This window comes from Rhizobium sp. 0TCS1.26, from assembly GCF_050455525.1.
Taxonomy (GTDB): domain Bacteria; phylum Pseudomonadota; class Alphaproteobacteria; order Rhizobiales; family Rhizobiaceae; genus Neorhizobium.
Genome location: NZ_JBCIYV010000003.1, coordinates 600,660 through 619,938 on the forward strand (window position 1 = coordinate 600,660; position 19,279 = coordinate 619,938).

A 19,279-nucleotide genomic window follows, 5' to 3' on the forward strand; every position below is an offset into this window, starting at 1 on the left:
TACGCAGCGGGAGGAAACCATGCTGGCTTATGTGGCAAAGCGCGTTCTCTACATGATACCGACACTGTTCGGCATGTCGTTGATCGCCTTCATGATCATCCAGTTGCCACCGGGCGACTACCTGACGTCGCTCCTGTCGACCATGGCGGATGGCGGGCAGAACCTTGACGAGGCGACGATCGCCCGGCTGCGGGCCCAGTATGGCCTGGATCAGCCCGCCTACGTCCAGTATTTCGTCTGGATAACCGGAATCCTGACCCGCGGTGATTTCGGTTATTCGTTCGAGTGGAACCAGCCGGTGTCGACCTTGATCTGGGATCGCATGGGGTCGACACTGCTGATCTCGCTGGCGAGCCTCCTGCTGGTCTGGGCGATCTCGCTGCCGATCGGCATCTATTCCGCCGTCAGGCGTCATTCGTTCGGCGACCATGCCTTCACGCTGCTCGGTTTCATCGGGCTGGCCGTGCCGAATTTCATCATGGCACTCACCCTCATGTATGCGAGCTACCGGTTCCTCGGGCAGAGCGTCGGCGGGATCTTCTCCCCCGCCTTCGCCGATGCGCCGTGGAGCTTCGCAAAGCTTCAGGACATGCTCAGCCACATGTGGATCCCGGTGATCGTCATCGCCATGTCGGGCACGGCCGCGATGATCCGTATCCTGCGGGCGAACCTCTCGGACGAACTGAGCAAGCCTTACGTCGTCACCGCCCGGGCCAAGGGGCTGCCCGAACGGAGGGTAATCCTGAAATACCCGGTCCGCATCGCCCTCAACCCGTTCGTCAGCTCGATCGGCTGGGTGCTGCCAGACCTCGTCTCCGGCGTCACGATCACCGCGATCGTCCTCAATTTGCCGACCGCGGGACCGCTGCTGCTGCGGGCGCTCGTTGGTCAGGACATGTACCTCGCGGGCAGCTTCATTCTCCTGATGGGGGTCCTCACGCTGGTCGGGATGCTGATCTCCGACATTCTTCTGGCCGTCCTGGATCCGCGGATCCGGTTCAACTGAGGGGTCGCCATGTTGATCGACACGAATTCTGCCGCGGTCATGGAGACCGGTCCCGCCGTCAGCCCGCTGAAGTCGGGCGGCAAGGTGGTGACGCTGGAGGCGGCCGGCCAATGGACGCTCATCCGCCAGCGCTTCTTCCGCCACAAGGTCGCCGCCTTCGCCGGCGGCATCATTCTGGTGCTCTACCTCATCGGCGCGTTTGCCGAGTTCCTGGCACCCGGCCTGCCCAACGCCTCGCGGCCGCAATACACGTTCGCGCCACCCCAGCGGATCGCCTTGTTCACGAGCGAGCCCGACGGAGCCACGAGTTTCCGGCCGCACGTGAAGGGCTACAAGATCGAGATCGAGCCCAAGGCGCTTCGCCGCAGCTTCGTGGTCGACGAGACGAAGATCATTCCGATCGGCTTCTTCGTCAAAGGCGCGCCGTACGAACTCTGGGGCGTCATTCCGATGGAAACCCATCTCATCGGGCCTCTGAATGCGCGCGATCCGATGTACCTGCTGGGGTCAGACCGTCTCGGACGAGACCTGATGAGCCGCCTGATCTACGGAACGCGCGTGTCCATGTCGATCGGATTGGTGGGTGTGGCCATCTCGCTGACGCTCGGCGTGATCATGGGGGCGGTTTCCGGCTATTACGGCGGCTGGGTCGACACGCTCATCCAGAGGATCATCGAGATCGTCAGCGCCATGCCGACCATCCCGCTGTGGTTGGGGCTCGCCGCCGCCATTCCGCTCAACTGGTCGCCGCTCTCGGTCTATTTCATGGTGACGCTCATCGTTTCGCTATTAAGCTGGACAGGATTGGCGCGCGAGGTCCGGGGACGGTTCTTCGCGCTGCGTGGCGACGACTTCGTGACGGCCGCACGGCTGGACGGAGCAGGCGAGCGGCGGATCATCTTCCGCCACATCCTGCCGTCGCTCACCAGCCATATCCTTGCCGTGGTGACGCTCGCCATTCCGACGATGATCGTTGCGGAGACCTCGTTGTCGTTCCTCGGCGTCGGCCTGAAGCCGCCGGTCGTCAGCTGGGGTGTGCTTTTGCAGGACGCTCAGAACGTCCGCACCGTCGCGACTGCGCCGTGGCTGCTCATCTGGCCCAGCCTCGCCGTCGTGCTTGCGGTGCTGTCCTTCAATTTCTTCGGCGACGGCCTGCGTGATGCAGCCGATCCCTACGATACGTGAGAGGAAATTCGATGATGAAGCCCGACACGCTGCTTTCGGTCCGCAATCTGTCGATCGATTTCCACCTGCGGACACATGTGCTGCACGCCGTGCGCGACGTCACCTTCGACCTGCAGCGCGGCAAGACGCTGGCGCTTGTCGGCGAGAGCGGTTCGGGCAAATCGGTGACGGCGCGCGCCCTGATGCGGATCATCGACAAGCCAGGCCGGATGATCGGCGGCCAGATCCTGCTCGATGGCCCGGACGGCCCTGTGGACGTGGCGCAGTTCAAGGAGGGAAGCCGCGAGGTGCTCGCCATCCGCGGCGGTCGGATCGGGCTGATCTTCCAGGAGCCGATGAGCTCGCTGTCGCCGGTCCATACAATCGGATCCCAGATCGTCGAAGCGGTGCGCCTGCATACGCGGTTGTCGAAGGCGGAAGCCAAGGCGCGTTGCGTCGAACTGCTGCGCCAGGTCGAGATCCCGCAGCCGGAACTGATGGCCGATCGTTACACGTTCGAGTTTTCCGGCGGTATGCGGCAGCGGGCCATGATCGCCATGGCGCTCGCCTGCGATCCCGAGGTGCTGATCGCCGACGAGCCGACGACGGCGCTCGACGTCACGACCCAGGCGGAGATCCTCGACCTCATCAAACGGCTGCAGGACGAGCGCGGCATGGCCATGCTGCTCATCACCCACGACATGGGCATCGTCGCCGAAGTCGCGGATGAGGTGGCCGTCATGCGCTTCGGCAAGATCGTCGAACAGGGGACGGTCGACGATATCTTCCACGCCAGCCAGCACCCGTATACGCGCCAGCTTCTCGACGCGACGGTGAAGCTGGAGAGCGGCGCTAAAGCACGTGTCCTGCCGGCGTCGCTGACGCCGTCGGTCGAGCCGGTACTTTCGGTGCGAAACCTCAGCAAGATCTACGGTGCGCCGTCGCGCCTGTTTGCCCGCAGCAGCGGTCGCGGGCTGGTGGCCGTCGACGATGCCAACCTCGATCTCTTCCCGGGCGAAAACCTCGGCATCGTCGGCGAAAGCGGCTCCGGCAAGACGACCCTCGGACGGATGATCCTGCGCATCGTCGAACCCACATCCGGCACCGTCACCTATCGCGCCGACGGGACGGCCGCACCGATTGACGTGACATCGCTCGGCAAGGTCGACCTGCGGCGCTACCACCAGGACGTCCGGCTGATCTTCCAGGATCCGTTCGCCTCACTCAATCCGCGCATGACCGTCAAGCAGATCATCGGCGATCCGCTCGTCATCTCGAAGGGCATGTCGGGCCAGGCCGTCGAGACACGGGTTGCCGAGCTTCTCGGCAAGGTGGGCCTCGATCCGCTCGCCATGGAACGCTACCCGCATGCATTCTCAGGTGGTCAGCGCCAACGCATCGGCATCGCCCGGGCGCTCGCCCTCAACCCCAAGGTCATCGTTGCGGACGAGGCGACGTCTGCCCTCGACGTGTCGATCCGCAGCCAGATCCTCGACCTGCTGCTCCACATCCAGAAGCAGTTGCATCTGAGCTTCGTCTTCATCTCGCACGACATATCCGTCGTTCGCTATTTCTGCGACCGTGTGGCGGTGATGCACAAGGGCAAGATCGTCGAGGTCGGCGATGCGGAAACCATCTGCACGAACCCGTCGCAGCCCTACACGAAGCGGCTGATTTCCTCCGTTCCGAACCCGGATCCCCGCAACAAGCGCATGCTTCACCGCATGCGCGCAGATCAAGTCTGAAGGCCGCCAAGCATGCCGAAATTCGCAGCCAATCTCTCCATGCTCTACACGGAGCACCTCTTCATCGAGCGGTTTGCCGCCGCCGCTGCCGATGGCTTCCAGGCGGTGGAATATGTCAGCCCCTATGAGGAAACGCCTGAGGCCATTGCAGCCGAGCTGAAGCGACATGGTCTCACGCAGGCGCTGTTCAATCTCCCGGCCGGCAACTGGGCAGCCGGCGAACGCGGGATCGCCTGCCTGCCGGAAAGGGTCGCGGAGTTCGAGACATCCGTGGATAAGGCGATCGCCTACGCGGACGCGCTCGGCTGCCGCAAGATCAACTGCCTTGCCGGCATCGCGCCCGTAGGCTTAGAGGCGGACGTGGCCGAGGCGACACTCGTCAAAAATCTGCGCTATGCCGCCGAGCGGCTGGCCGATGCCGGGATCTCGCTGGTCTTCGAGCCAATCAACACCCGCGACATCCCCGGCTACTTTCTGACGACGACGGATCAGGCCGAGCGGATCATGGACCGGGTCGGCCACCCCAACCTGCTGATCCAGTATGATTTCTACCACATGCAGATCATGCAGGGCGATCTCGTCGCCACCTTCGAGAGGCTGCAGAGCAAGATCGGCCATGTGCAGATCGCCGACAATCCCGGCCGTCATGAGCCGGGCACCGGGGAGATCAACCACGACTTCATCTTCAGGCGGCTGGATGAGCTCGGCTACGACGGCTGGGTCGGCTGCGAATACAAGCCCGCCGCCGGCACAAGCGCCGGGCTCGGCTGGCTGAAGATGCTTCAGCAGGAGAATTGAACAGTGAAAATCGGATTTATCGGTCTGGGCGTGATGGGACGCCCGATGGCGCAGCACCTGATCGAGGCTGGTCACGAACTTTTTCTCCATCGGGTGAAGCCGGTGTCCGCTCATCTCGTCGAAAGCGGTGCGACGGCCTGCGCGTCTGCGGCGGAGGTGGCGCGGTTGTCTGAGGTCATCATTCTCATGCTCCCCGACACACCGGATGTCGAACACGTGCTGTTTGGCGAGGACGGCGTGGTGCCCAGCATTGAGCCGGGAAAACTGATCATCGACATGAGCTCCATCTCGCCGCTGGCGACGAAGGATTTTGCCGCCCGCGTCGAGGCTTGCGGATGCGATTACCTCGACGCACCGGTCTCCGGCGGAGAGGTCGGCGCGAAAGCCGCCTCTCTGACCATCATGGTCGGCGGAAAGCCGGACGCCTTTGAGCGGGCAAAAGCGCTGTTTGAGAAGATGGGCAAAAACATCACGCTGATCGGCGGCGTCGGTGATGGTCAGATCGCCAAGGTCGCCAACCAGATCGTCGTCGCCCTGAACATCCAGGCAGTGTCGGAAGCGCTGAGCTTCGCGCGAAAGGCGGGAGCCGATCCGGCGACCGTCCGCAAGGCGCTGATGGGAGGTTTCGCGGCATCGCGCGTGCTCGAGGTTCACGGCGAACGCATGATCAACGAGACGTTCGAGCCCGGCTTCCGCTTGCGCCTGCACCACAAGGACTTGTCGCTGGCGATGGACTCGGCGCGGCTGCTGGAACTCATGTTGCCGAATACCGCCATGGTGCAGCAGTTGATGAACAGCGCGCTGGTAAAGGGGCTGGGCGACAAGGATCATTCGGCGCTGATCGAGGTCTTATAGAACGCGCATAAACATGATCTACCTCTGTCGAGAGCGCCCGCCCCAGAAAATCGTGACGCGCAGGCGGGCGCAGCACGGTCAGGTGAGGAGGCCGCAAACCGATGAAACAGACTTGGCGGTGGTTCGGTCCTGACGATCCGGTGACGCTTGATCATGTGAAGCAGGCAGGCGCGACCAGCATCGTTACCGCCCTTCATCATCTCAACGACGGGCGCGCCTGGCCCGATGACGAGGTGCTGAAGCGCAAGGCACTGATCGAGGGCAACGGCCTGACCTGGTCAGTCGTCGAAAGCATCATCGTCCACGAGGACGTCAAGACGCGGATCGGCCGCTACCGCGAACTCATCGACAACTACAAGGCATCCATCCGCGCGGTCGCCAAGGCGGGCATCACCACGGTCTGCTATAATTTCATGGCGATCACCGACTGGACCCGCACCGATCTCGATCATCGCATGCCACATGGCGGTACCGCCCTGCGCTTCGACATCGTCGAGTTCTGCGCCTACGACGTCTTCATCCTCAAGCGGCCGAACGCCGAGGCGGATCATCCTGCCGACCGCATTGAACAGGCGGCCCTGCGGTTGGAGTCACTCAGCGAAAGTGATCTGGCCCGTCTCGAGCGGAATCTCATCGAATGGGTGCCGGCGCGTGAGTTCGTCTACGACCGGCGGAGCCTCAACCGCATGCTGGACGTCTACAGGGAGCTTTCCGATACCGGTTTCCGCGACAACCTCTTTGCGTTTCTTGGAGAGATCATCCCGGTGGCGGAAGAGGCAGGGGTGAAGATGGCGATCCATCCGGACGATCCGCCGTTTTCGCTGTTCGGCCTGCCGCGCGTGGTGCGCAATGCCGCCGATATCAGGGCTCTGCGCCAGACCGTTCCATCACCCTCCAACGGTATCACCCTGTGCACCGGCTCCTACGGCGCAAATCCGGAGAATGATCTGGTGGCGATGGCCAAGGAGTTCGCCCCGGACATCCACTTTGCCCATCTGCGTAACGTCACGAAGGAAGCCGACGGCTCCTTCCATGAGGCGGAGCATCTGGAGGGCGATACCGACATGGTTCAGGTCACTCTCGCGCTGATGGCGGAGGAACGCCGCAGGCGCGAAGCGGGACGGCCGGACTGGGAGATTCCGATGCGCCCCGACCATGGGCACGCGATCATCGACGACATCGGCAAGCCGGTGAACCCCGGCTATTCGTGTATCGGCAGGCTGAAGGGCCTGGCGGAATTGCGCGGCATCATGCGGACGATCGAGGCCTTGGACCTCGCCTAGTTCGGTTGCAGATCGACGACGCGTCCACCGTTCATCGGATACACTCGCTCAATACTTATGCGTCCATCGTGGCGCGAAGCCGGCGAAGCTGTCGCTCCTGGGCGCGCCATTTGATGATGTTGGATGCAGCTTCGGAGAGCGTGGTAAGCGCATTGCGGTCATCCGGCCCAAAGGACCGCGGCACACGGTCGATGATGCAGATCGATCCGAGCGCGTAGCCATTCTCGTCGCGGACCGGAGCGCCGGCATAGAACCGGAAATGATGCGGCTCTTGGATCATCGGGTTATTGGCGAAGCGTGCATCGGTGGACAGGTCTTCGAAGACCGTCAATTGATTGGCAGCCAGCGTATAGTTGCAGAAAGCCCAATCACGCGGCGTGGCACCGGCGTTGAACCCCGTCAGAGCCTTGAACCATTGCTGCGACGAGGTAAGCAGGGTGAACATCGCCATCGGCGCCTGGAATGTGCGCGTCGCAAGCTCGACCAGCCGGTCGAAGCTCTCCTCGCGCGGCGAATTGTAAAGCCCTGATGCCGCCACGGCCTTCAAGCGGTCCTGTTCATTGAACGGAAGAGGATAGGGAACATGGTCAGCCTGCGTGGGGATCGCGCAGCGGCTCAGATGCACACGGATGGCCTCGATGCAGTCGGCGACGTCCTGATCCTCGTCCAGGACCAGATGCTGACGGGCCGCCACGCGCTTGGGTGCGCCCGACCTGGCCTTGCGTCGCACCACCACTAGCGAGGACGCCAGCAGGCCGTCTGCGTCGAGGCGATCCAGCAGCTTATCCTGGTCCGTCTCGGCGGTGTCGACGACGATCAGCGACGGCAGAAGTTCGCCGATCCGGATGGCCGCCTGGAGAACATCCTCGATGATCTCGACCAGCAAGCCGGCCTTTCCCAGCGCCTGCCATGCCGCGGCCCGATCGCCTTCCGTAAGGACTAAGGCGGTGGCGCCCGTCGGCTGCCGCATCGCCTGGCCGGCAATCAGTTCGGCAACGGCAAGCCGCGGAATGCGTCGGTGGCCTCCGGGCGTCTTCCAGGACGAGAGGTTGCCGCTCTCCACCCAAAGCTGGGCCGTCCTGACGGACACGCCGAGCAGCTTGGCAGCCTGGGCAGTGGTGAGGATATCGTCCAACTCATGTCTCCATTTTCTTCAGCATAACCAAGCGCCGACAAAGCTCATATCGAGATTCCGTTTCAATCGCAACAAACGGCAAAAATGATACTTGTGATAAATTTGATAGTCTGTACATATGGTGCATCGTTCCATCTGAAATCGAGGTGCGAAATGAAGACGCAGAATTCCGAGCCAGCGTGCCCTGCGCGATCCTCAGTCAGGAGAGGCGTGTCATGAGACATCTCCTCGTCGTCGACGACGACAGCCAAGCGCGCGGACTGATGATAGACTACCTGTCCCAGCATGCCTTCCGCGTGACGGGTGCCCGTGACCCGGGACAGGCCGAGCAGATCCTTGCCCGCGAGCAGGTCGATCTGACGCTTGTCGACCTCAACCTGCGTCAGGAAGACGGCTTGGGCATCGTCCGCAGGCTGTCTGGCAAGTCGCAGTCCGGCATCATCATCATGAGTGGCGATCGGCTGGACGAGGCGGACAAGGTCGCCGGCTTTGAGCTTGGAGCATCCGATTACATCGCCAAGCCCTGCGGCATGCGGGAACTGGTGGCACGTGTGAGGGTGGCGCTGCGCGAACGGCCGGCGCCTCTCGAGCGCAAGGAGCAGAAGCGCTATTCCTTCGGCCGCTGGGCCCTGAACCCCAAGATGCGACAGCTGACGCACAACAACGAGACACGGGTGAAGCTGACGGCCGGCGAGTTCAACCTGCTGCTGGCCTTCGTCAATGCGCCACGGCAGGTTCTGTCCCGGGAGCAGCTCCTGTCGGCAAGCCGCGTGCATGCCGAGGAGGTCTTCGACCGTTGCATCGACGTGCTCGTGCTGCGCCTGCGTCGCAAGCTGGAAGTCGATCCGTCCGATCCGAAGATCATCAGGACCGAGCGGGGCGTCGGTTATGCTTTCGATACGGACGTTGCGGTAGAGGTGCGTCGGGCCGGTTGAAGAGCCCTCGGCCGGCCGCTATTGCGTTTGACATCGCCCGCTCAACGACTGACACCGCGGTGCAATGCAGGTTGCCGATCCGGAGGGATCACGCAACGCGAGAGCAAGATATGAAACCTGACGTCAAAGCCTTTCATGACGAGCCGACAGGCTCGATCCAGTATGTCGTATCCGATCCCGTCTCGGCTCGCTGCGCGATCATTGATCCCGTGCTGGATTTCGACCGTGCCTGCGGCCGCTTCACGACGAACAACGCGGACGCGATCCTCGATTTTGTGAAGGCGCGCGGACTGGTGATCGACTGGATCCTCGATACCCATCCGCATGCCGATCACATGTCGGCGGCCCATTATCTGCATGGGCGGACCGGCGCTCCGACGGCGATCGGCGCACGCGTGACGCAGGTGCAGAGGATCTGGCAGGAACGCTACGACCTGCCGGAGCTGCACACGGACGGGCGGCAATGGACAAGGCTTCTCGGCGAGGCAGACGTGCTGACGGTCGGAGCCTTGGAGGTCAGCGTCATCAACGCCCCAGGCCATACGCTGGCGACCGTCATCTACCGGGTCGGCGACGCGGCCTTCATCAACGACACGCTGTTCATGCCTGACAGCGGCACCGCACGGACGGATTTCCCCGGCGGCAGTGCCGAGGATCTCTGGCAGACGATCGGTGCGATCCGCAGCCTGCCGGCCGAGACGCGACTTTTCACCGGTCACGACTATCGGCCGCAAGGTCGGCCTCTGGCTTTCGAAAGCTCGCTGGCCGAACAGCAGGCCAACATCCATCTGGCTGGCCGCGACCAGCAGCAGTTCGTCAACGAGCGCCAGGCGCGCGACAGGACGCTGCCTCTGCCCAATCTCATGCTGATGGCGCTGCAGGTCAACCTCGACGGCGGCAGGTGGCCACGCGCCGACGCTGCCGGACGGCGGTTCCTCAAGCTGCCGGTCGAGATCGGCTGGTAGAGCCGGCCTCGCACGCCGGCCGGTGTCAGCTGTAATCGCTTCATGCGCGGCTGACATCGGGCGCGCATCTCGTCCTGCAAGATCGGGTGTCTCGGACTTCGCTCCGTTTCCCTCTGCTTGCAAAGGACCAGATCATGCTCCAGCCCGACCGATCATTCGCCCATCCCGACCGTAGGGGTGACGTCGACCACCCCCGCACGAAGGAGGCTGGCCGATGATCGAGATCTGCATGGTTCCGTGGTCTGACCATCCGCCAGGTTCGGCCAATCGGTCGCACGCCATCTCCCGCCGAGACATTCCGCTCTGGCGGATCTGGGGACTGACCGCGGCGTTGAAGATCATCATATCGATCGTCACGATCAGCTTCGCGGCCGTCTCGCCCGCCCTGGCACGCACCTTCACCGATGCGGGCGGACGGACCGTCGAACTTCCCGACAAGATCTCGAGTGTGCTGCCTGCCGGCCCACCCGCTTCCGTTCTCGTCTACGTACTGGCACCCGACAAGCTTGTCGGGTGGTCACGCGAGCCGAGCGAACGGGAGAAGCAGTTCCTGTTGCCGGCCGCGCGTTCCCTGCCGACCTTTGGCCGGCTTACCGGCCAGGGCAATACGGCAACTATGGAGGCTGTCATCGCCGCCCGTCCGGATGTCATCATCGATATCGGTACCGTCAATCCGACCTTCATTGCACTTGCCGACATGGTGCAGGCAAAGACCGGCATTCCGTACATCCTGATCGACGGAAGCCTTGAGAAAACGCCGGAAAGCTTGCGGCAGGTCGGAGAGCTGCTCGGGGTTCCGGACCGGGCGGGAGAACTGGCCGATTATGCCGAAGCGACGTTCCGGACACTCAGGCACGGTCTTTCAAGGATCCCGGAAGCGAACCGGCCGCGCGTCTACTACGGGCGCGGACCCGAGGGGCTCGAAACCGGCCTTGGCGGATCAATCAATCTCGAGGTTCTCGAAGCCGTCGGCGCCAATAATGTCGCGGCAGCGCTCGGCAAGGGCGGACTGGCGAACGTCTCCGTGCCGCAGGTGGCGGCCTGGAACCCGGACGTCATCCTGGCGGCAACGCCGCGCTTTGCCCGCATCGCCAAGCGCGAGCGGTCCTGGGCGGAGATCGCCGCGGTCCGCTACGGCAAGGTCTACGCAACGCCGACGCTGCCGTTCGGCTGGTTCGACGCTCCTCCCGGGATCAACCGACTGATCGGCATCCGCTGGCTGGAGGCACTGTTCTATCCGACGGTCTTCCAGGGTGACCTGCGCGCCGACGTCGCGACCTTCTTCAAGCGCTTCTACCAGGTGGATCTGACGGAAGTGCAGCTCGATGATCTTCTGAAGGACGCGGTGCCGAGACACTGACTCCGAACTGCCGGATTGCTGCAGATGAAACCCGGAACCTGGAACCGAAACACCGCAGCAACAGGCATGGGCGAAGGTCTGCACAGCCGGATCGCGGCAGGGGTGCCCCGAAGGGCCAGCCCCGCTTCAGCAAGATCAATCTCGACATAAATCATGGTGAGCTCAATGACATATCAATCCGATGATGCTTCGCACATGTACGACGTTGCCCGGAATCAGGCGGGCCTGCGCGAGCATCTTCGCCGGGAATTCGACTTCATCGTCTGCGGTGCAGGCTCCAGCGGCTCGGTGGTCGCCGCGCGACTGGCCGAGGATCGCAACGCGCAGGTTCTGCTTCTCGAGGCCGGTGGCAGCGACGAGATGCCGGCGATCACCGAACCCGGCCAGTGGCCGTTGAACCTTGGATCGTCCAACGACTGGGCGTTCCAGGGCGAGCCTGCTGCAACCCTGAACGGTCGCCGCCTGCCGCTCAGCATGGGCAAGGCGCTGGGTGGCGGCTCGAGCATCAACGTCATGGTCTGGGCCCGCGGGCACAAGGCGGACTGGGAATATTTCGCTGCCGAATCCGGCGATCCCGCCTGGGGCTACCAGTCGGTACTCGACTATTATCGGCGCATCGAGGACTGGCAGGGACAGGCCGATCCGCTGCGCCGCGGCCGCGGTGGCCCTGTTCACGTTGAACAGCCGGCATCGCCGCAACCGATCGCCGGCGCATTGCTCGACGCTGCGGCGGCCATGGGAATCCCGACCTTTGCCAGTCCCAACGGCGAAATGATGGAAGCAGCCGGGGGCGCTGCCATCGCCGACCTGCGCATCCGCGACGGCAGGCGCCAGTCCGTCTACCGGTCCTACACCTATCCACGCATGAACCAGTCCAACCTGACGGTGCTGACGGATGCGCTGGTGACGCGGGTGATCCTCGACGGGAAGAAAGCCGTTGGCATCGAGGCCATGGTCGGAGGGCAGTTGCTGCGGTTTGCCGCGCGCTGCGAGGTCGTCCTGTCGCTCGGCGCCCTGCACACGCCCAAGGTGCTGATGCAATCCGGCATCGGGCCGCAGCAGGAATTGAGCCTGCACGGCATCAAGACGGTGCAGGACCTTCCCGGCGTCGGGCAGAACCATCAGGATCATCTGGCTTTCGGCTGCACCTGGGAATACCTGGAGCCACAGGGCGTCGGTGGCAGCGGATGCGAGGCGACGATCTACTCGAAGAGCGACTCGCGTCTTCCCGCACCGGATCTGCTGCATTGCCAGCTGGAATTCGCGGTGCCGCCGCCGCAGGAAGTGGGTATCGGTCCGCCCGAACACGGCTGGTCGATGTTCGCCGGCCTTGCGCAGCCGAAGAGCCGCGGGCAGCTTCGGCTGTCCGGCGCCGATCCCAGCGACCCGATACTCATCGAGCTCAACTCGCTGAGCGAGCCGGAGGATCTGGCGGCGGCGTTCAAGACCATCGAACTGTGCCGGGAGCTCGGCAACAGCGACAGCTTCCGCTCGCTGGTCAAGGGGGAGGTCGCGCCGCTGCAACGCGATCGGCTCGGCATGGAACGGTTCATCCGCAATTCCGCGATCACCTACTGGCACCAATCATGTACCGCCAAGATGGGCCGCGACGCGATGTCGGTGGTCGATGCCCAGCTGCGTGTCTACGGGATCGACAATCTGCGGATTGCCGATGCGTCGATCCTGCCGCGAATACCGGTCGGCAATATCATGGCTCCCTGCGTCGTCGTCGGTGAGCGTGCCGCCGACATGATCCGCGCCGCCCATGGCCTTGATCATTTCCGCCCGCAGGAGAATGCTGCTGAGTAACCTGCCGTGCGAGGGTGCGGGCTCCGACGAGGCGCCCGCACCTGCCGCTGCCACACGTCGTTCGCCTGCCGCGTCGAGGAGTCGGTGTTGAGATCGCTAAGTAAGTTCCTCCTCGTTCCGGGCCTGGTCCTGGCGCTGATCTTCGGCGCCTATCTCGCCCTGCTTCCGGACGGCAATGCCCTGTCGAAGATCATCGGCAGCCGGTGCGGGCTCCGGGCGGGGCAGGCGGCGATGGCCGAGCCCTGCCTCAAGGTTGATCGCGGCGCCGGTTATGTCGTGCTGCGGGACCGGAAAGGTCCACATCACTACCTCCTGCTTCCGACGCAGGCGATATCCGGCATGGAAAGCGCGACGCTGCTCGATCCAGAGACGCCGAACTATTTCTGGCTTGCATGGGAGAACCGCGAATTCCTCTCGAATGCGCCGCGCGGCATCAACGACGATCAAGTCCTGCTGGCCATCAACTCCCGCTATGGCCGGTCTCAGAGGCAGCTTCACATCCACATCTCCTGCATGTCAGCCGACGTTCGAGCCCGGCTCGATGCGCTGGAGCACGGGCTCGGCGCCGCCTGGCGACCGATCGGCAACGGCTTGAAGGGCAACGACTACTGGGTCCGCCGGGCCGGCGAAGACGAGATCCAGCGTATCGGCGCCTTCCGACTGCTCTCCGACAGCCTGCCGGTTGCGCCCTCCGACATGGGACGCTTCAGCCTTGCGATGACCAGGGCCCGCTCCGACGGTTTCCTCATCCTTGCCACCCGACTGTCCCTGTTCGACCTGAACCTCGCCTCGGCCGAGGAACTGCAGGACCATACCTGCGGCCTTGAGCGCTCCTGAACCTGTAGGCGGATCGAGAACCGATTGCCGTCCGGCTACATCTGTAGGAGCGGCAGGGTCCCGATGAAACGGTGCTGCAACGGCAATCCCGCTTCCTGTGGCCTCCTCTGGAGGCTGCCATGTCAGACATCGACCGAACCTCATTGTCCCCCCGCAACTGCAGAAACCATCTGAGGCTGGTCGCCCTGGATGGCCCCGAGCCGGCGGATCCGCCGGCGCGGGCGCAAAGTCTGGTGCCGGTGGCCCGGCCAGCCGTCAGGCGGCTCCTCGACGAGATGCTGAGCGGCTTCGCATTCGCCGGAGAAAGCCTGCACGCGACGCCCGCTTCGATGGGCGCGCCGGAGGACGCGCATGAGCAGATTGCTTGTGAGCCGCCGGTTGAGCGGCGTCGGCGCTTCGCCGGCCGCATCAAGGCGCTGCTGTTGCGGATGCAACCAAGGTCCCGCTTGCTGAAATGACGACAACCGCCGGGCCGGCGATCCTGATCTTGCTGCCGCTCCAACGCGGAAGCCCAAAGCAGAAGAAACAGGACACCAAGGAAAAGCAAAATGCATTATCAGGTCATCCACACCAAGAAGCATTTAAACGGGTTCCAGGAGCTGCAGAGGCTCAGCCCCATCGTCATTCTCATGCGCTACCTGGCGATCCGCTCGCGCAGGTGGTCCAGATGGCAGGCGCGCAAGCGGGCCTCCCAGCAACTGATGTCGCTGCCCGACTATCTCCTCAAGGATATCGGCATCTCCCGCTCCCAGATCCATTCGGTGACCGGCAGGCTGAGGGATCACTGAGCAGCAGGCTGTCACAGCGGCACGTCGCCGCTTGCCTGCGCGGCTGGTGGCCCGGCCGCGCAAACGGACCTCGCAAATGGGCGCGGCTGACAGCGTGCGGCGGCGCAGTGGGATGCGACCATGTTACGGTTGCATTCATTTTTCCATCCGTTGAAACGGCACTGAAACCCTGGCCGCCGACATAGTCGCAATTCTCAGGCCATGCAGCGCCGTGGTCGTCGACGTGTGTTCCGGCCACCGCCACCATGCTGCAACTCCTGCGGTTGTGGGGAGGGACCCGCATGCCGACCTGCGCGCCCAGGAGCGGAACATTGAAGCACGTACTCGTAATCGATGACGACCCCAGCATCCGAAATCTGCTGACCGACTACCTGACCCAGCACGCCTTCCGTGTCACCGGCATTTCCGACAGCCAGCATCTGACCCGCATCCTGTCGACCGATCCCGTCGATCTGGTCATCGTCGACCTCAATCTGGGACATGAAGACGGGCTGGAAATCGTCAGGACCCTTTCGAGCTCCTGCGACGCGCCGGTCATCATCATCAGCGGCGACCGTCTGGAAGAGGCGGACAAGGTGGTGGGACTGGAGCTCGGGGCGGTCGACTACATCACCAAGCCCTTCGGCGTGCGCGAGTTCCTCGCCCGCGTCCGTGCATCGCTGCGCGAGCGACCCGTCATCAAGGGCCGGAAGGAGCGCAAGACCTACTCCTTCGGCAACTGGGTCCTCAACATGAAGCTGCGCAAGCTCGTGTGCGGCGACACGCGAGAGGTCAAGCTGACGGCTGGCGAGTTCAACCTGCTCACCGCCTTCCTCAAGTCTCCGCGGCAGATCCTGTCGCGTGAACAGCTGCTGGCCGCCAGCCGGATTCACGACGACGAGGTGTTCGATCGCAGCATCGACGTGCTGATCCTGCGGCTGCGTCGCAAGCTGGAGGAAGACCCGTCGCGGCCACGGCTAATCATGACCGAGCGCGGTGCCGGCTATCTCTTCGATGCCGATGTGGTTACCGACCGGCTGCGGAGCAAGCCATGATCTCGTCGCGGACAGGCATCAGGGTTCTCGCCGGCCTGTCCGTCCTCGCCGCCGGTCTCTGTGTTGCCGGAATGGATTTCAGCGGCGGCCTGCCGAGCAGCCATGCGGCGCTGGCGGAGGATCAGCGCGATGCGCTCTTCCCCCTGCCGCCGTCGCCGCGCCTGAATGCCGCCAAGGTCGAGCTGGGCGAGACGCTGTTCAACGATCCCATCCTGTCGCGGCGACAGATGCTGTCATGCGCCTCCTGTCACGGCCTGGCCACCGGCGGCACGGTGCCGGTGAAGCGGACGGTCGGCTATGATGGCCGGCTGCACCAGTTCAATGCGTCCACCGTCTTCAACGTCGGCAACAATTATCGTCTCGGCTGGCGCGGCAAGTTCGCCTCGCTTGCGGCGCAGAACGAGAATGTGCTGATCGATCCCAACCTCATGGCGAACGACTGGCAGACGCTGCTGCCGCGCCTGACGGGCACCGATTTCTACCGCACGCGCTTCAAGGCCATCTACGGACGATCGCCCGACCGCGACAGCGTTCTCGATGCGCTGGTGACGTTCCAGCGCTCGCTGGTGACGCCGAACGCCCCGTTCGACCTCTACCTGGAAGGCAATGCGAATGCGATCACACCGGAGCAGCAGCGCGGCTATGAGCTGTTCAAGAGCTACGGCTGCGTCTCCTGCCATCAGGGCTCGAACATTGGCGGCAACATGTTCCAGATCTTCGGCATCTTTGCACCGCCGGAACCGGGAAACTGGGCGGGCCCATCCGCCGACATCCTGCCCTGGCCGCTGTCGGGCGCTGACGAGGACGAACATGTCTTCCGGGTGCCGAGCCTGCGCAATGTCGAGGTTACGGCGCCGTACTTCCACGACGGCCGGGCGGAACGTCTCGACGACGCCGTCGCCATCATGGGCCGGAGCCAGCTCGGACGCGAACTGCCCCAGGACGATGTCGCGTCGATCGTCGAATTCCTCAAGAGCCTGACCGGAGAATACAATGGTGAAAGGCTCAAAGCGCCGTCCATTGAAGGTGGTCGGTGAGGCGTGGCTCATCGCGCTGGCGGTCATGTTTGCCATTTCGCTGGCCGTCATCGCCGCTGGGCGCGATCCCGGCCAATCAACGCACGAAAAGATAACCAGGACGCTGCGCGAGGTGGATCTCAGCCATGCGTCGCTGCAGCGAGACGTGCTGCGGGTGCGGGCCGGCCTCATCCGCTCGTACGATCCGCTGGTCAATTCGGTGGTGGCCTTGCGGGCAATCACCGCCAAGCTCAACGACCTGCTGCTGGCAACGAAGCTCGACGATCAAGAACGGCTGGCGCGACTTTTGCAGGAACTGCAGAAGAGCATCGATGCCGACGAGCAGCTGGTCGAGCAGTTCAAGACCCGCAACGCGCTCCTGCAGAACTCGATCGGCGTCTTCGGCCAGACCCTCACCACCCTTCATCAGTCTCGGAACCCGGCGGTGCGCACCGGCCTCGCCGCAGTTTCCGATCTCGGAAACCTGATGATGCGGTTCGCGACCAAGCCGGAGGCGGAACTTGTGCCGACCATCCGCGCCGATCTCACCTATATCCGGCACATGGCGGTTCCCGCGGCCGACAGCCGGGAGATCCAGACGCTGGTCACCCATGCGGAGATGATCCTCGCCATCCTGCCGGTGGTCGACGAGAAGATCGCCGCTGTCCAGGCGTCCGGCACGCCTGCGCGCGCGCAACAGCTGCAGGCCCTCTATCTGGATATCTACGGCGCCGTCAATTCGAACGGCGCCTGGAGCCGCATGCTGCTCGGCGCGACGGCGATCTCGCTCTGCCTCTATGTCTTCGTGCTGGTCTACCGGCTCCGCAACCAGACGGAACGGCTGAAGAACCGTCTCGAATACGAAAGCTGCATCACCCTTATCAAGACGATGATGGTCAATGCCTCGCCGCGCGATTTTCCCGACCTGATGGAGCAGGCGCTGGGAATGCTTGCCGGGTTCTTCGACGCCGATGCCTGTGGCTTCGTGATCCTCAACGGCGATACCGGCGAAGTTAAAGACCACTACCGGCTGCGCGGTCAGCAGGACGAATACGTCGCACTGCTTGCCGATTTTGCCCGGGACCTGCTGATGAACGCGGACGCGCAGCCGCAGGACGACCCGTGGTTTCCGACCCACCGAAACCTCCTGAAGACCGACGATCTCGCCTATACGCGCGACGATACATCCTCGGGGATCGTCGTCGGCCGCAAGCTGCCGGACCGCTCGGCGGCGACGCTGCTCTTCCTCTTCGACGCGCCGCGCCCGAAGCTGGCTGCCGACGACATCGGTCTCATGCAGACGACTGTGCAGGTGCTGATCGAGCTCATCGACAGCAAGCAGAGCCGCCAGGAAAAGGAGGCGCTCGAAAACCGACTGGAACATTCGCAGAGGCTGGAGGCGGTTGGAACGCTCGCCGGCGGCATTGCCCATGAATTCAACAACGTGCTGGGTGCGATCCTCGGCTACGGCGAAATGGCGCTCCAGATGCTGCGCAAGCCATCGCCGACGCGCCAGTATGTGCAGGAGATCCTGACGAGCGCCGAGCGCGCCAAGCACATCGTCGACCAGATCCTCACCTTCAGCCGCAAGCGGGAGCGGGCTCGCAAGCCGTTCGATGTCGTCGAGGCGATATCGGATATCCTGCCCCTGCTGCAGGTCACGCTGGGAAACCAGATCGCGCTCACCGCCAGGCTGCCGGAAAAGCCGGCCGTCATCGAGGGCAATCCGATCGAGATCCACCAGATCGCCATGAACCTCTGCAAGAACGCGATGGAAGCCTCCGTTCGCGGCCAGGAGGTCGAGATGGAAGTCAGCCAGGTGCAGGTCCGCAGGCGGCGGACGCTGTCGCACGGCGAAATCCTGTCGGGTTTCTATGTCTGTCTCGCGGTACAGGATCATGGCGACGGAATACCGAAGTCCCTGCTGCCGCACATATTCGAGCCGTTCTTCACCACCAAGGCGCAGTCGGGCGGCACCGGCCTCGGCCTCTCGGCCGTTCATGGCAGCGTCTCTGGCATGGACGGCAGCATCAACGTCCAGAGCATTTCCGGATCGGGCACACGCTTCGAGCTGTTCTTTCCGGCAAGCCTGCGACCCCCGGTGCCGGTCAAGAGCTTCTTCAACGAAGGCTCGGTGCCGACCGGCATCGGCCAGACCGTCGCCATCGTCGAAAAGGACAAGGCGCTGCTCGACATGTACGAGGAGAAGATAGCAGCACTCGGCTACGAGCCGGTCGGCTACGGGAGCCTGGATGCGCTCCTGCGGATCCTCGAGCCGGAGGAAATCCAGCCGGACCTGGTGGTGGTCGACAGCAGTTGTATCGACCCGTCGATGTCGATCATGCAGCTCGAGGCGGTACTGAGCGGTCTTCGCTATCTCGTGCTGGCTGACCGCAACCGGGCGGCCAATCTGGATGACTGTCCGCTTCTGAGCGCCTGCGCGCTCAACAAGCCATTCAGTTCGCAGTCCCTGGCGCAGGCGATCTTCCACCGGATCAATCTCGCCTAAAGCTCGGGCCCGAGGACAGAGAAAGATTTCAATCGTAACC

The 19,279-nt window shown here is 63.6% G+C and carries 17 protein-coding genes; 16 read left to right on the plus strand and 1 reads right to left on the minus strand.

Annotated elements, in window-relative coordinates:
* Nucleotides 1-19: 19 nt before the first annotated feature.
* The 6 genes from AAIH46_RS16815 to uxuA all read left to right on the plus strand — a co-directional run bounded on the left by AAIH46_RS16815 (nt 20) and on the right by uxuA (nt 6,851).
* Nucleotides 20-1,006 carry an ABC transporter permease gene (locus tag AAIH46_RS16815; protein ID WP_430307136.1) on the plus strand — a complete coding sequence of 329 codons (987 nt, stop codon included), beginning with the start codon at nt 20-22 and terminating at the stop codon, nt 1,004-1,006.
* A 9-nt stretch (nt 1,007-1,015) separates the two neighbouring features.
* Nucleotides 1,016-2,191, plus strand: coding sequence for an ABC transporter permease (locus AAIH46_RS16820; RefSeq protein ID WP_430307137.1), 1,176 nt, complete (start codon nt 1,016-1,018; stop codon nt 2,189-2,191).
* Nucleotides 2,192-2,202: 11 nt separating this feature from the next.
* Nucleotides 2,203-3,915 (plus strand): ABC transporter ATP-binding protein, encoded by a 1,713-nt coding sequence (locus AAIH46_RS16825; protein WP_430307138.1) that lies wholly within the window; start codon nt 2,203-2,205, stop codon nt 3,913-3,915.
* A 12-nt stretch (nt 3,916-3,927) separates the two neighbouring features.
* Entirely contained in the window at nt 3,928-4,713 is a 786-nt protein-coding gene (gene otnI / locus AAIH46_RS16830; RefSeq protein WP_430307139.1) for a 2-oxo-tetronate isomerase, read from the plus strand.
* Nucleotides 4,714-4,716: 3 nt separating this feature from the next.
* Nucleotides 4,717-5,568, plus strand: a complete 852-nt coding sequence (locus AAIH46_RS16835; protein WP_430307140.1) for a 2-hydroxy-3-oxopropionate reductase — start codon at nt 4,717-4,719, stop codon at nt 5,566-5,568.
* Between the two features lie 101 nt (nt 5,569-5,669).
* Complete coding sequence (gene uxuA, locus AAIH46_RS16840) at nt 5,670-6,851, plus strand: mannonate dehydratase (protein WP_430307141.1); 1,182 nt, start codon at nt 5,670-5,672, stop codon at nt 6,849-6,851.
* A gap of 55 nt (nt 6,852-6,906) precedes the next feature.
* Here the strand turns inward: uxuA and AAIH46_RS16845 are convergent, their stop codons facing one another.
* Nucleotides 6,907-7,986 (minus strand): GAF domain-containing protein, encoded by a 1,080-nt coding sequence (locus AAIH46_RS16845; RefSeq protein WP_430307142.1) that lies wholly within the window; start codon nt 7,984-7,986, stop codon nt 6,907-6,909.
* A 215-nt stretch (nt 7,987-8,201) separates the two neighbouring features.
* Between AAIH46_RS16845 and AAIH46_RS16850 the strand changes: the two genes are divergently transcribed.
* The 10 genes from AAIH46_RS16850 (at nt 8,202) to AAIH46_RS16895 (ending at nt 19,239) form a co-directional block, all read left to right on the plus strand.
* Entirely contained in the window at nt 8,202-8,921 is a 720-nt protein-coding gene (locus AAIH46_RS16850; protein ID WP_430307143.1) for a response regulator, read from the plus strand.
* Nucleotides 8,922-9,031: 110 nt separating this feature from the next.
* A complete protein-coding gene (locus tag AAIH46_RS16855) occupies nt 9,032-9,886 on the plus strand; it encodes an MBL fold metallo-hydrolase (protein WP_430307144.1) in 855 nt (284 codons plus the stop codon).
* A 214-nt stretch (nt 9,887-10,100) separates the two neighbouring features.
* A complete protein-coding gene (locus AAIH46_RS16860; protein ID WP_430307145.1) occupies nt 10,101-11,246 on the plus strand; it encodes an iron ABC transporter substrate-binding protein in 1,146 nt (381 codons plus the stop codon).
* Nucleotides 11,247-11,441: 195 nt separating this feature from the next.
* Entirely contained in the window at nt 11,442-13,055 is a 1,614-nt protein-coding gene (locus tag AAIH46_RS16865) for a GMC family oxidoreductase (RefSeq protein ID WP_430307349.1), read from the plus strand.
* Between the two features lie 87 nt (nt 13,056-13,142).
* Entirely contained in the window at nt 13,143-13,892 is a 750-nt protein-coding gene (locus tag AAIH46_RS16870) for a CDP-diacylglycerol diphosphatase (protein WP_430307147.1), read from the plus strand.
* A 119-nt stretch (nt 13,893-14,011) separates the two neighbouring features.
* Nucleotides 14,012-14,350: a hypothetical protein gene (locus tag AAIH46_RS16875; RefSeq protein ID WP_430307148.1), complete on the plus strand. Its 339-nt coding sequence runs from the start codon at nt 14,012-14,014 to the stop codon at nt 14,348-14,350.
* Nucleotides 14,351-14,440: 90 nt separating this feature from the next.
* The gene (locus AAIH46_RS16880; protein WP_430307149.1) at nt 14,441-14,680 is read left to right on the plus strand and encodes a DUF1127 domain-containing protein; all 240 of its coding nucleotides are present in this window, start codon (nt 14,441-14,443) and stop codon (nt 14,678-14,680) included.
* A 311-nt stretch (nt 14,681-14,991) separates the two neighbouring features.
* Nucleotides 14,992-15,714 (plus strand): response regulator, encoded by a 723-nt coding sequence (locus AAIH46_RS16885; RefSeq protein ID WP_430307150.1) that lies wholly within the window; start codon nt 14,992-14,994, stop codon nt 15,712-15,714.
* Nucleotides 15,711-16,751 (plus strand): cytochrome-c peroxidase, encoded by a 1,041-nt coding sequence (locus AAIH46_RS16890; RefSeq protein WP_430307151.1) that lies wholly within the window; start codon nt 15,711-15,713, stop codon nt 16,749-16,751. Before AAIH46_RS16885 ends, AAIH46_RS16890 begins: the two co-directional genes overlap by 4 nt.
* Nucleotides 16,708-19,239: a two-component system VirA-like sensor kinase gene (locus AAIH46_RS16895; RefSeq protein WP_430307152.1), complete on the plus strand. Its 2,532-nt coding sequence runs from the start codon at nt 16,708-16,710 to the stop codon at nt 19,237-19,239. Before AAIH46_RS16890 ends, AAIH46_RS16895 begins: the two co-directional genes overlap by 44 nt.
* Nucleotides 19,240-19,279 lie beyond the last annotated feature (40 nt).